The sequence below is a fragment of the Marinifaba aquimaris genome (genome assembly GCF_013328345.1).
Taxonomy (GTDB): Bacteria; Pseudomonadota; Gammaproteobacteria; order Enterobacterales; family Alteromonadaceae; genus Marinifaba; species Marinifaba aquimaris.
The window spans coordinates 68,875-82,100 of the sequence record NZ_JABULX010000002.1 but is presented as its reverse complement, the minus strand read 5'-3'; the positions used below and the strand labels follow the sequence as shown (position 1 = coordinate 82,100).

15 protein-coding genes are annotated in these 13,226 nt (G+C 40.5%); 7 read left to right on the top strand and 8 right to left on the bottom strand.

Annotation, left to right across the window (positions count from 1 at the left end):
• Positions 1 to 36 precede the first annotated feature (36 nt).
• Positions 37 to 2,205, bottom strand: a complete 2,169-nt coding sequence (locus HR060_RS01885) for a tRNA(Met) cytidine acetyltransferase TmcA domain-containing protein (RefSeq protein WP_174198569.1) — start codon at positions 2,203 to 2,205, stop codon at positions 37 to 39.
• Positions 2,198 to 2,659, bottom strand: a complete 462-nt coding sequence (locus HR060_RS01880) for a GNAT family N-acetyltransferase (RefSeq protein ID WP_174198568.1) — start codon at positions 2,657 to 2,659, stop codon at positions 2,198 to 2,200. The genes HR060_RS01885 and HR060_RS01880 overlap by 8 nt, the downstream gene beginning before the upstream one ends.
• A gap of 107 nt (positions 2,660 to 2,766) precedes the next feature.
• Here HR060_RS01880 and HR060_RS01875 point away from each other — a divergent pair, with 107 nt between their 5' ends.
• From HR060_RS01875 to yciH, 7 genes are all read left to right on the top strand, one after another.
• Positions 2,767 to 3,867: a sensor histidine kinase gene (locus tag HR060_RS01875; protein ID WP_174198567.1), complete on the top strand. Its 1,101-nt coding sequence runs from the start codon at positions 2,767 to 2,769 to the stop codon at positions 3,865 to 3,867.
• Between the two features lie 118 nt (positions 3,868 to 3,985).
• The gene (locus HR060_RS01870; protein WP_246283048.1) at positions 3,986 to 4,414 is read left to right on the top strand and encodes a MerC domain-containing protein; all 429 of its coding nucleotides are present in this window, start codon (positions 3,986 to 3,988) and stop codon (positions 4,412 to 4,414) included.
• 267 nt (positions 4,415 to 4,681) lie between these two features.
• Entirely contained in the window at positions 4,682 to 4,834 is a 153-nt protein-coding gene (locus HR060_RS01865) for a hypothetical protein (protein WP_174198566.1), read from the top strand.
• Positions 4,835 to 4,933: 99 nt separating this feature from the next.
• Positions 4,934 to 6,049: an MltA domain-containing protein gene (locus HR060_RS01860; protein ID WP_174198565.1), complete on the top strand. Its 1,116-nt coding sequence runs from the start codon at positions 4,934 to 4,936 to the stop codon at positions 6,047 to 6,049.
• 76 nt (positions 6,050 to 6,125) lie between these two features.
• Positions 6,126 to 7,343: an EAL and HDOD domain-containing protein gene (locus HR060_RS01855; RefSeq protein WP_174198564.1), complete on the top strand. Its 1,218-nt coding sequence runs from the start codon at positions 6,126 to 6,128 to the stop codon at positions 7,341 to 7,343.
• A gap of 85 nt (positions 7,344 to 7,428) precedes the next feature.
• Entirely contained in the window at positions 7,429 to 7,620 is a 192-nt protein-coding gene (locus tag HR060_RS01850) for a hypothetical protein (RefSeq protein WP_174198563.1), read from the top strand.
• A gap of 62 nt (positions 7,621 to 7,682) precedes the next feature.
• On the top strand, positions 7,683 to 8,006 hold the full coding sequence (gene yciH, locus HR060_RS01845; protein WP_174198562.1) for a stress response translation initiation inhibitor YciH: 324 nt from the start codon (positions 7,683 to 7,685) through the stop codon (positions 8,004 to 8,006).
• Positions 8,007 to 8,045: 39 nt separating this feature from the next.
• Here the strand turns inward: yciH and panC are convergent, their stop codons facing one another.
• The 6 genes from panC to dksA all read right to left on the bottom strand — a co-directional run bounded on the left by panC (position 8,046) and on the right by dksA (position 13,047).
• Entirely contained in the window at positions 8,046 to 8,894 is an 849-nt protein-coding gene (panC, locus tag HR060_RS01840; RefSeq protein ID WP_174198561.1) for a pantoate--beta-alanine ligase, read from the bottom strand.
• A gap of 13 nt (positions 8,895 to 8,907) precedes the next feature.
• A complete protein-coding gene (panB, locus tag HR060_RS01835; protein ID WP_174198560.1) occupies positions 8,908 to 9,702 on the bottom strand; it encodes a 3-methyl-2-oxobutanoate hydroxymethyltransferase in 795 nt (264 codons plus the stop codon).
• On the bottom strand, positions 9,702 to 10,199 hold the full coding sequence (folK, locus tag HR060_RS01830) for a 2-amino-4-hydroxy-6-hydroxymethyldihydropteridine diphosphokinase (RefSeq protein WP_174198559.1): 498 nt from the start codon (positions 10,197 to 10,199) through the stop codon (positions 9,702 to 9,704). Before folK ends, panB begins: the two co-directional genes overlap by 1 nt.
• Before the next feature lie 6 nt (positions 10,200 to 10,205).
• Positions 10,206 to 11,516 (bottom strand): polynucleotide adenylyltransferase PcnB, encoded by a 1,311-nt coding sequence (gene pcnB / locus HR060_RS01825; RefSeq protein ID WP_343044138.1) that lies wholly within the window; start codon positions 11,514 to 11,516, stop codon positions 10,206 to 10,208.
• A 165-nt stretch (positions 11,517 to 11,681) separates the two neighbouring features.
• The gene (gene gluQRS, locus HR060_RS01820) at positions 11,682 to 12,533 is read right to left on the bottom strand and encodes a tRNA glutamyl-Q(34) synthetase GluQRS (protein ID WP_174198558.1); all 852 of its coding nucleotides are present in this window, start codon (positions 12,531 to 12,533) and stop codon (positions 11,682 to 11,684) included.
• Between the two features lie 64 nt (positions 12,534 to 12,597).
• On the bottom strand, positions 12,598 to 13,047 hold the full coding sequence (dksA, locus tag HR060_RS01815; protein ID WP_174198557.1) for an RNA polymerase-binding protein DksA: 450 nt from the start codon (positions 13,045 to 13,047) through the stop codon (positions 12,598 to 12,600).
• Positions 13,048 to 13,226 lie beyond the last annotated feature (179 nt).

Genomic DNA, 13,226 nt, shown 5'->3' with positions numbered 1-13,226 from the left:
CGAATTGTAAGTATTTTGAGTTTGATTAATACCTAGCTAGAGTAGGGTTTTAAGTTGGTTAAGTGCTTCGCCTGTTGCAAGCCTGGCGTTTTGTGTTAGCTGCTTTTTTCCCGTAAAAGCAAATTCCTGCACTAGTTTCGTCTCATTATCACCTCTAGCAATAGCTTCTAGCAGTGAGTAACTTTCAACTGAAATATGAGAGCGATTCAACATACTAAGTAACTTAGCTATTAAAGCGCGTGTGCTTGCTAAATTAGCGAAGTGAAAAGCAAAGTGATTTAAGTGCTGTTTTTCAAAATTAAGTAGTGGAAATGTTTGTTGTTGCCTTAATGTGCTTTGCCATGCTGCTAATTGCTCGCGGCAAACACTTTGGTAACTCAAATTTTGATGGTAGCTAAGTTGGTAAGCACAGTTGTTAACAAGTTGAGCTATCAGGCTATTAAAATTACTTGTTAATGTTTTTAACATCAATGCTGAAAATTCACCTGTGGTTTTTTCGCGGCTTAAACCTAAGCGCACCAGTTGATAGTCATTTTGTTGCCAAAAATTGACTAATGATGCTGCGGCACCAAAGCTTGTCGCCATATAGCTGATTTGACTATTGTTAGCTTGTTGTTCGATATATGCCAACAGCTTGGAAGCAATATGCTGTTGCCTGAATTGTTCTAAGACGGCAATACGCACAACTCGCCAATTGGCATGTCGACAAAACTCAACTTCACCTAGTTGAGCCGCGATGGTCTGTGGTGTTAAGTGACCGGCAACACGTCTACGACCTCTTGCTATTTCTAGTGCTAAATCCGCGTCGATATTACCTTCTTTAGAAATTAATGAAACAGCAATGAGTTCATCATCTAGTTCGGCTGTAAATACGATGAGGTTTGGACTATCCATTATATAGCGTAAATCAGCGGGTGTAGTTTGATAGTGTGCTTCAATCAAGAGGCTGAAAATCGCGCAAAGCTTTTTTTCATCGTTTAGCAGGGATAGCTTTGAATAACGATTAAAAGTTAACGTTGATAAATCACAATCATCAAGACGTAATAGTTGCTTTTGTTCTGTTGCAAGTAAAAAAGCTTGATTACAAAAACGCTCTAGCTTGTCTCCTTGTTGCCACCTTATTGGCTGGTAGAGTTTATATTCAATAAGTGATTTATTCGCCGCTAAAAAACGCATGAATTTTTGCGAAAAACCTTGCCCTGAACCTTCATAGCCATGCAGTGTTGTAGCAATTATAATTTGAGGATATTGCTCCGTTAGCTGTTTAAGTTGCTCAAAGGGTATAGCTGCCGCTTCATCTATGATTAAGCACTGGGCTTTTGGGCGTTTGGTAATAATTTCATCAATAGCGAAAAAAGGTAAAGTAGCTGATTTGCCACGGCCTTGTTGCTGCCAAGCTTGAATTTGCGCAACGCAGTCTTTTCTTGGTGCTGTAACGATGACGCTTTTTTCTGGGTTAAGTAACTTTATCTTAGCGATTGCCATTCCCAGTACACTAGACTTTCCTCGTCCCCTATCTGCGGTTAATACAAACGCTTGGTGGTCTTTAATTTGACTCACTAAATCGATAAAGCCAGCTTGCTCTGCGGTTGCTGTGCTGTTCTGATGCCATGAATCCTCAGTATTCTGGTGCTTCGATGATTGAGTTAATACTGCCTGTAACCGCTGGAGTGAAGACAGTGCTGCGGTTTCATCGTCCTGATTAAAATCAAGCACTCTATTGTGTAGAGAAAAAGACTCGACTTGATTTTTTAATCTGCAAAGAAAATAGGATGTAAAGCCTCCTTGTTCAGGCCATTGGCTGCATCTTAATTTATCTTCATCGGTATAATCAGACCATTTTACTTTGGCTGGCATAGTACAGACGAATAGGCCGCCTGCACGAAGTGTTCCTGCGAGTGCAGCAAATGCATCTGGGTGAAATTGTTTTTTGCCATTAAAAATAATGAGGTCAAATTCATGCCCTAGATAATGCCGATATTGCTTGGCACTGATATAGGTGGATGAGGTGATAGGTAACCAACCAGTTGCTTCAACACCAATACAAAGCACGCGTGAATTTGGTTTATTTTCTATAAATTGCGTGAGGCAAGTGTTCGCTAGTTTTTCTGAATTATTAAAAAAACTTAATAATCGGTGGCCGACTAATTTTGACGAAACAAAGGCCGATTCAAAGGCCTGTTTGAGCGCTAGTGTGTTAGTCATTGCTATATCGATTATCAAAATATTGGTGCATGTAGCCTGATGCATTATCAGCTTTATCGAACCCCAATTTTTCGTATAACCCAAAAGCGTCTTTAGTTACAAGGCTTATCCTTCTTAGCCCTTGTAAATCAGGGTGTTCTAGTGCGTTTGATAACATCCACTTTGCTAGCCCTTTCTTTTGATACGCAGGTAAAATGTACACATCGCCTAAGTAAGCGAATGTCGCTTTATCTGTAATAAAGCGAGCAAAGCCAATTTGCTTGTTATTTGCTGATTTATCGAACAAACCTATACAGGTTGAGTTCTCAATTGAACGCTTAAATATCGAAAAGGGGATGTTTTTTGCCCAGTATGTACTCGCAATTTCACTATGAATTGAGGTAAGATCATACTTATTGATATCGTCAGTTATCCAAAACTGATCTAGGTTTCGAGTAAATTCTACAGCTGGCATGATTTAAAACTAAGGTAATTGTTAGTTTTGGATGATAGCCGTAGCCAGAAACCTAAGCAATACAGAGATTCGATTTACTTCGAGTAAGCTTTATTACAGGGAAGAAGATGAACAAGGAAGAGTTGACGCTGGTTCTTAGCGGCGTTTTTAGTTGGCTAGTTGTATTTTTGTTGGATCATGCCATTTGGGCTTCCTCTTCCTATCACGCATTTTTATATATCTGTTTTCTCGCCATCTTCTTGTGGTTTTCTTACGCTAGGTTTAACCCCGCGCATCTGAGTGGCTTGCGTGGTGGTTTATTGATTCAGGGAATATGCTGCTTAATTTTAATGATCCCACTCAACCCTGAAGGGATCACGCCTATCTTGCTGGTAATTTGGGCTGCCGTCTTACCTGAAGTTTATAAGACCAGACAAGCCGCTCTGGTGCTGATAGGCATTAATACTGTCTATATTTTTGCGATTATCTTTGGCAGCTTACAAACTGAACATATCATGAAGTTTATTTCTTTCTTAGTGTTTGAAGTGTTTGCCTTTGCCTCAACTACATCAAGGATTAGAGAGCGATCACACCGTGCTGAACTACAAAAAAAGCACAGTGAGCTATTAGCGATGCGTTCTGTACTTGACCAAAGGCATCAAATGGAAGAAAGGCTAAGAATATCAAAAGAATTACACAATCATGTTGGAACTAAACTAACGGCATTGAGTCTTAGAGTCGAGCAAGCTAAACAAGCTCCCCAGCAAGATTATGTAGAGAACTTAGACTTAATCAAAACTGAAATTCGAAAGACCACACAAGATTTAAAAGCCGCGGTCACTCAGCTGAGAGATTCATCTCAGCGCGATTTGAAAGAAATGATTGATGCATTAGTGGCCAATATTCCAACGATAGAGGTTAATGTGCCCGAGCCTGTTGTCTTATCTGATTCAGAATTAACAGAGAAGCTCTTTTTCTGTCTTCATGATGCAATTAATAATGCCATTGAGTTTGGCCAAGCAACGCGTTTTACCTTGACACTAGAAGATGCCACTCCGCTTACCCTAAAACTGAGTAACAATGGAAGGGTGACTAACGATGATGTTAATTCTGCATGTGTTGACTCAGTGTTGAAAAATATGAATCCTTTCGTATCAACTGCGACCATTTTGCCAAATACCCGCCAGCAGGGCATGAGTTTATTTTTGAAACTTGATGAACAATTTTAAGTAAAACAATAGCTTAACTAAATCCTGATAATTGCTGTTCAAGCGTTGTGATATAACATAGTTAATGTGTTATAATCACGCCCCATTTTACTATTAAGTCAGTTAGTAGGAACTTAATTTGCAATCAACAGACATTACAGACAATAAGCGTAATTGGTTGGATAAGCTTGGTATCGTATTCACTTCGTTGTGTGCGATGCATTGTATTTTCTTGCCCGTGCTCATTCCTGTTTTACCTTTACTAGGACTAAGCTTTTTCTCCTCTCATGCTTATGAACTAGTGAGCCTGCTTGTTGCATTTGCGATTGGTTTTGTAGCCTTATTTTCAGGGTTTCACAAACACCATCGCAGTTTATATCCCTTCTACTCGCTCACTTTAGGTATTTTTGTTTATGCTAACCGCGAAACATTTGGCAGTGCTTACGAACCATTAATTGTGGGAGTTGGCTCTGCGTTAATTATTTTCGCGCATGTTTTGAATATTAAGTTATGCAACAGCTGTAAAGGTTGCGCTGAGCACCACGATAACCAGCAAGCTGAAGCTTAATTTCACTCTTAATGTGACCCAGTTAACATAAACAACATCTGTTACTTGAAGCGAGTTTGAGTCGTTATAAAATAAGCAACGAACTCAGGCAAGATGCCTATTTCTATAGCCCCTAAAACTATAGATTTTGGATGAGTCGATACTGTGGTGAGTATCGACTTTATCGTTTCAAGGAAGACTGTTTTTTCTTATATGAGAACCAGTTAACATTAACTTCATGTCGTTTAGATAAACTGTAATGACTCGAATTAAAGACAAGGAATCATCATGAGATTTTTTACTGCATCAATGCTAGCGTGTTGTACTTCTTCTGCATTCGCAATGGAGAACGCCACTGAAAGCGGAACACTTATGCCTGTCGCTCTTCTAGGTTTATTAGTTTTAGCGTGTGTGGGTTTAGTTTTACGCCACGAAAAATAATTTATTACTTCTTTTTACTTACTTTAAGCCTCTGCCTGTGCAGGGGCTTTTTTTTTTGTGTTATAACGTCATTGACGACTCTAATGTATTGAAAAACCGATGAAACACCTGCTTTTTATTATTTTGTTTAGCTTTTCTTTTTCTGCCTTTTCGCAAGCTAAATTCACTTTACAGCCCAATGCTGAAATAGGTGAATTAAGCTTTGATGAACAAGCTCTATGTGAAGTTGCTACAGCCACCAAAACCTACTTAGCTAAAGGACGTGCCTATGATGAAAAAGCCAATCATCCAGGTACTGTCATCCCGGGCCTTAGTCTTGAACAGGTTAAACAGACACTTAACTTTCTTTGTCAGGTGGTAACTGAAGATAAGCAACAGGGAAATGCTAGTCGATTAAAACAGGCTGATTTTTTAAAGCAACATTTCAATGTTTATCATTGGCAACCTGATTTAAAGCAGGCAGAAAAATACGCTGAAGAAACTAATCACCAAGGAAAAGCTAGAATTTTAAACGCGATACCTGATGATCAACTTCTGCTTACTAAATACTACACTAAGCTACTTAAAGCGAGTCCCGTTAAAACCTCTACCTACAATCATGCACTTTATCGCTTACCTTATGATGAACAAGGACTCACTATTGAGCAAGCACAGGAAAAACGCAGCAAGCTTAGTCGCTTTAAATACACGCGTCAGCAGGTTATGAAGGGGGTATTGGATGAAAACAAGCTCGCTGAGCCTATGGTATGGCTGACTGAAGCCGCGTTACATGATGTGTTATTACAGGGTACTGGCGTGCTGGATCTTGGTGATCGCACTGAGTATTACAATGTTCATCGCAATAATGGCATTAGCTATGATTATGCCCTAGGCAAAGATCAACAAGCGCGTTATTGGTATTTCGCCAAAGTACCTAGCATCATGGGATATGGGAAAGAAATCACCAGTAAAATAGCGTTAAGAGAACAAGTGAGTTTGGCAGGCAATGTTAAAGCGCTTGGTTTAGGTAAACTGATCATGTTGAGCTACCAACAAAAAGGGGATGACAAACTGAGGAGCCGGTTAGCTATTTTGGCTGATGAGGGAGGCGCATTTGATAATAATTTGTTCCAACTCGATTTGCTCGTCGGTAGCTACTACGGCTGGAAAGATTATCACCAAGCTAATAAAAACACGCCTGATTTTGCTAAGGCACAGATTTTATTGAAAAAATGATATTGCAATCAGTAATATTAAGTTTTAGCTTACTACAGAAGGCTTGGTTGAAAGACATTGCATGGAGCAAACTTAAATGAAGGTTTATACGGCTAGGCAGGCCATTTTTAATAGGCAGCAAAATGTTGTCGCTTATGAATTACTGTTTCGAGACGGACCAGAGAACTTTTTCCCCGACGTTGATGCCCATGAAGCAACATCGAAGCTCATCATGCGAACGCACCTTAATCAAGGGCTATCAATTTATAGTGAAAACAAACCTGTACTCATTAACTTTGGCCAAGCTTCATTGGAGTCGGGTTTACCTAGCTTATTACCTAAAAATAAAGTAATGATTGAGATCTTAGAAGATGTTGAGCCTTCAGACGAGGTCTTTGAGTTATGTCGAGAGCTATTCCATCAGGGCTATCACATCGCACTTGATGACTTTGTCTACAAACCCGAATGGAAACGATTTTTCAAATTTATTAAGTTAATTAAATTCGACATTATGCGCACGCCTATCGATGATGTTGCGCCTTTAATTCCGGCGATTAAAAAGCTAAAACGGGTGAAAATTTTAGCTGAAAAAGTTGAAACCAAAGCGGAATTCGAAGCTTGTCGAAAGCTAGGATTTGACTATTATCAAGGCTATTTTTTCTGTAAACCTGAGATAAAAGAAAGAAACGATGTGGAAGGTAACCCACACGTCTTGATGATGCTGTATAAAGAAATAGCAAAGCAACAGCTCAATGTTGAATCCGTCAGTTTGTTCTTTGAGCAAGATGTCAGCTTGACCTACAAATTACTGCGCTTTATCAATTCAGGCGTGATGCCGCTTACGCAAGAAATAACGTCTATCAAACAAGCTCTTATTTATTTAGGTGAAGCACAGACACGTAAATTGATTGCGCTATTAGTAACGAGCTTGTTGACTGAAGGAAAACCCAGAGAGTTACTGCGCATTGCGATTGTACGTGCCAAGCATTGTGAGCTTGTTTGTACTAAACGTTTTCCTGGCCAAGCCGAGCTAGGCTTTTTAACTGGGCTTTTTTCTTTATTAGACGCCATATTAGATAGCCCTATGTGTGTGGCATTAACGACATTGCCTTTGAGTGATGAAATCGTGTTAGCGTTGACTGAAGATGAATGTCAAAACCCTCTAGCCATCTCATTGCGAGCCATCTGTTATTTTGAGCAAGGGCAGTGGTATAACACGCAAAGAGAATCGAGCAAAATTCAAGTTGAGTACGATGAACTTGCTGCTTACTACCAAGATGCACTGTCTTGGGCGCAGCAATTTGAGCCGAATTAAATTATATGTAACAGTAAAGTAACCCTTCTCGAAATTTTAATATTAGGGCGGCATAATCCTCGTCGATTTAATTTGAGGTTTAATTATGTCTTTACCCAATCCTTTTAAAGCGCACTTAACTGAACACCTACAAGCTGTATTTGAACGTAGCCAAGCGTTAATGAGCCTAGAAGACGACTTAGAATATTGGCAAATGTGTATGGAAATGGGTATGAACCCAGATCAGGCCGTTAATGTATATCAATTAGAAAACAGCTTTTTAGCTGAAGCGGAATAAGCTATTTTAGCCTTTTAAAAAACGATATAATGTCAGCATTATTTTCTGCAATTAGGTGCATTATGTCAGACTCTCGCCTCGTTTACTCGACCGATCAAGGTCGCATTTCAGAACCGAAAAAAGAACAACAAGCCGAAACATTTAGCGACGGTTTCATCCGCGTTAGACGTGAAACGAAAGGGCGAAAAGGCAAAGGTGTGATCACTATTGCTGGTTTACCGCTCGTTGGCGCAGAGTTAAAAGCACTCGCTCAGACCCTAAAGAAGAAATGCGGAACAGGCGGTGCAATTAAAGATGGGATCATCGAGATTCAAGGCGATAAGCGAGACGTCATCAAAGCTGAACTTGAAAAGCAAGGCTATAAAGTGAAGTTAGCCGGTGGATAAAGAAAAAAGCGGTTGGTGATTATTCACTAACCGCTTTTTTTAAACACTGAAATGGATATTGTCTATTAGCCTCGCAGGACCGACAAACACTGCGGCTAAGATAACAAAATGCTGGGTATTGGCATTGGCATCAGCCAGTGTGGTTGCATCGAGCACCTCGACATAATCGATTCGCAAGTCAGCTTGCTCAATATTACTGCTAATCGTTTGTTTTAAATAAGTAAAGTCACGATTACCTTCACTGAGGTAGCGCTTGCCATACATCAAGCCTTTATAGATAGCCGTTGCTTGTTTTTTCTCATCTTCATGTAAATAGCCATTGCGGCTGCTCATGGCTAAACCTGATTCTTCTCTGACCGTTGGCACCCCAATAATTTCAATGGGCATGTTTAAGTCTTCAACCATGGTTTTGATGATAAATAATTGCTGAAAGTCTTTCTCTCCAAAGCAAGCAACATCAGGTTGGACAATATTAAATAATTTGGCCACTACCGTTGTTACACCGCGAAAGTGGTTCTTTCGACTATTACCACATAAGATATTGCCCAAATCGGGTACATCGACATACGTTTGGTTGTCTAAGCCCTTTGGATAAACTATTTCTGGTGTGGGGGTGAACAATAGGTCTGTACCGTGTTTAGTCAATGCTGCTTGGTCGTCAGCTAGAGTGCGTGGGTAGTTATCTAAATCTTCATTCGCACCAAACTGCATTGGATTGACAAAGATGCTCGATACTACTTTATCTGCTCTTTTCTTCGCTTCATCAATTAGGCTGAGGTGCCCTTGATGTAAATTGCCCATTGTCGGAACAAAAGCAATAGTTAAACCATCTGCACGCCAATCTAAAATTTGATTGCGTACTTTTTCAACGGTATCGACTGTTAACATGTCTGCAGCGTCCTTAAAAAGTATGTTCTTGTGCTGGGAAGGTTTTGTTTTTTACTTCCTCTACAAAGCTTGCTACAGCTTGGCGAATGTCGCCAGTTTGCGCTAAATAATTCTTTGAAAACTTAGGAATATGGCCCGCACTAATACCTAATATGTCGTGCATAACGAGCACTTGAGCATCGGTATCAACGCCTGCCCCTATACCAACAACAGGCACATCAACGGCTTCAGTGATCGCTTTTGCAAGGCTTGCCGGAACACATTCAAGTAATACCATTTGAGCGCCAGCTGCGACTAAGTTTTTAGCATCTTCAATCATTTGTTGTGCACTATCATCTTCACGACCCTGAACTTTATAGCCGCCAAATACGTGTACAGATTGAGGTGTTAATCCCAAGTGCGCACAAACAGGTACTGAGCGCTGACTAAGCATAGTAATGGTCTCGGCTAACCAAGCTCCACCTTCTAATTTTACCATTTGCGCACCTGCTCTCATTAACTTAGCAGCATTATCGCAAGCTTGCTCAGGTGTGGCATAACTCATAAATGGCATATCTGCGAGTATAAAGGTTGAGTTTACACCTGCTTTGACGCAACGCGTGTGATAAGCCATTTCGTCAATTGTGACGGCTAAAGTGTCATCGCCACCTTGAAGCACCATACCTAAAGAGTCGCCGACCAATAGCATATGAACACCTTGTTCGTCGAATAATTTAGCAAAGCTTGTGTCATAAGCAGTCAAAACAGTGAATTTTTCACCATTTTGCTTCATTTTATTCAAAGTAGAGATGGAGATTTTCTTATTCATTACGAAACCTGGTCACAATTAAGTTTGGTTAATCCATTGAGTGGTACTTTTTTCAATAAGTCGTTAATGCAAGTACCATCCGGTAACTGACAGTTGGTATTTAATTCAGCAAGTGGATAAAGCACGAACTCTCGTTGAGCTAGACCATAATGCGGCACGGTTAATCTATCAGTTGAAATTTGTTCATCACCAAAGAGTATAATATCTAAATCAAGTGTTCTGGGGCCCCAGCGTTCATATTTACGGACTCGGCCTTGTTCCAGTTCAATTTTTTGTAAAGCATCGAGCAGGGTAATCGCATCGCCTTGCCAGTTGAAGCTTGCAACTGCATTGACGTAGTCTGGCTGATCTTGTGGTCCCATTGGCTTGCTGCCGTAAAAGGATGAACACTGTAGCTCAGATAGGTTAGGCAATTGCTCAAGGGCTTTTAACGCTGCGTTTAACTGGGCTACAGGCGTGGATAAATTGCTACCTAGGCCAATAAAACATTGGGTCATAATGTATTAATCTTGTTTTTTAGGCTTATTGCTTGAACGCCTTTTGTTATATCGGCGTTTTTTGTAAGGACCGCGTTTTTTGCTTGGATCTTTTACATCTTGCATCAAGCCTGACTTTTCTTTGGTGTTAGCTTGTTGGAATTGTGTCCACCACTGAGCAAGCTCTACTAATTCACCACCTTCAATTTCTGATCTCAGTAGTAAGAAATCATATGCGGCACGGAATTTAGGGTGTTCAAGTAATCTAAATGGGCGCTTGCCTTGTCTGTTGTGTAAACGCGGTTGGTTTGACCAAATATCGCGTATCATGCTGGCAAAGCGTTTGGGTATAAATATTCGATATTTATTGCTATCGAGTGCTTCTGTTATCGCAATTTGTAGCGCATCGTAACTAGGTAAACCACTTTCGCTGGCCAGTTCGGTGGCACGTGCTTCCACACCATACCAAAACATGGTTGCGTATAAGAAAGCAGGCGTTACTCTTTGATTGTTTGCAATTCGTTCATCTGTGTTGCTCAGTGCTAAACAGAACAGTTGATAGCCTTTTGAGTTTTCAACCGCAACCGTTTTACCCAGTTGCGGAAACATTTGCTGGAATAAGCCAAATTCAACTAACTTTTTAAATGTGGCTAAACCTTTACCATTCATAAAAAGTTTTAAACTTTCTTCAAACAAACGTGCTGCAGGAATATTGTTTAATAAAGGTGCCAGCTCTTTTATTGGCGCGGCAGTAGCAGGGGCGATTTCCATATCGAGCTTAATTGCAAACCTGACCGCGCGTAACATACGAACAGGGTCTTCTCTGTAACGCGTTTCAGGGTCACCAATTAACTCTATTTGTCTTTTATTGATCGCTTCTACGCCTTGCCAATAATCGCGAATACTGTAATCCGCAATACTGTAGTAAAGGGCGTTGATTGAGAAATCACGGCGTTCAGCATCTTCGTCTATCGTGCCATAAACATTATCGCGCAATAGCTGTCCGTCTTCACTCTGCTTTGATACGTTTTTACCATCGGCCTTTTCTTCGTGATGACCGCGAAATGTAGCGACTTCAATAATATCTCGACCAAAAACAATGTGAGCTAAACGAAAACGGCGACCGATTAGACGGCAGTTTGAGAATAAGCTTTTAATTTGCTCAGGGGTGGCATTGGTTGCAATGTCAAAATCTTTTGGTTTTAAACCTAATAACAAGTCACGAACACCACCACCTACTAAGTAGGCTTCAAAGCCTGCATCGTGCAGGCGATATAAAACCTTTAACGCGTTTTTGTGAATATCACGACGCGAAATAGGGTGGTTATCTCTGGGGATTATGGCTAAGTTGCCCGCGGTTTTTGACGCTTTTTTGCGTTTACTGCGATTGACAACTTTCTTACATAATTCGATGACTTGTCTGATAATGGAACCTTTACTACTGAGCGATAAATTTTAGCGCCAATAATATACCAGAGTCCCCTTCTAACGCTAGCTAAACCTTTATTTGTATGGATTTTGCCAGTTAATAATCGCCCAATCTAAGATGGTTTGATTATTTTCGTGAATGAGCGCTTTTGGCGGCTGTTGTTTTAATGCAATTAATGCATCAAAAAGCAATGCTGAGGATTGTGAGATATCCAGTGCTGGGGCGTGGTTTTGTTTACTGAGCTTGCGGCCATCTGCAGCCATCATTAATGGAACGTGGCCAAAGGTTGGTAACTTTGCCTTAAGTGCTTTAAACAAATCAATTTGCCAAACCGTGGTAGGCAGTAGATCGGCGCCGCGAATTACATGGCTAATATTTTGAAAGCTATCATCCATAACAACTGCTAATTGGTAGGCAAACAAACCATCCCGGCGGTGAATTAAAAAGTCTTCTTTGGCTTGATTGATATCTGCTTGGTAATGGCCTAGATAACAGTCGTTAAAGCTAAGGGTTGCATCTTGGTGTTTAAAACGGATTGCATGACCCTCTTTAGGCAAGCCTTTATCTCGACAGAAGCCATAATAATGGCCGCCTTGTTGTTTTATTTGTTTGCGCGTGCACTCACAAGCAAATGCATCCCCCGATGATAGCCAGCTATTTAATTGCTCGCGATATGCATCATGACGTTCGCTTTGATAGAGCACGCTATCGTCCCAATAAAGATTAAATGCTTCTAGGGTCTTTAATATGAGTTTATCAGCCCCTTTTTCCTCTCTTGGTGGATCGATATCTTCGATGCGAACTAACCATTTACCAGCGTGATGTTTAGCATCTAAAAAGCTAGCAAGGGCTGCAACTAAAGAGCCAAAATGTAATGGCCCTGAAGGTGAGGGAGCAAAACGGCCAATGTATTGTGGATGAGACATAAGTTGGATGAATTAAAAAAGGCTTCTTAAAAAGAAGCCTTTTAACTGATAAAAAGAAAAGGGCTTAACCCGCCATTTGCTTTTCTTTAATTTCAGCAAGTGTTTTACAATCGATACATAAATCGGCTGTAGGGCGCGCCTCTAGACGGCGAATACCAATTTCAACACCACATTCTTTACAGAAGCCAAAATCGTCCTCTTCAATTAATTGAAGCGTTTTTTCGATTTTCTTGATCAGTTTGCGTTCACGGTCACGTGCGCGAAGCTCTAAGCTGAACTCTTCTTCTTGAGCTGCTCTGTCAACCGGATCAGGGAAGTTTGCAGCTTCATCTTGCATGTGCACCATAGTTTTATCTACTTCTGCACGTAGTTGGCTGCGCCAAGCTTCCAAGATTTTCTTGAAGTGAGCAAGTTGCTCCGTGTTCATGTATTCTTCGCCTGGCTTTTCTTGATATGGGTCTAAACCAGCAGTTGCCATAATACCAAGTGGTTTTTTATCTTTGCCAGCAGGCATACGATGGTCTCCTAATCGTGCTACATCTGTTCTGAAATAGTTTAAGGCGGCTATCTATACCAGAAACTTCTATTTCAAACAACTTTTAATTATAAACTAGTGAGCTAAATAGTGTTAATTGGCTAGATATTGTTGTTAAATTAATCTACTGAAATGAAAAACGCCCGCCAGAGGCGAGC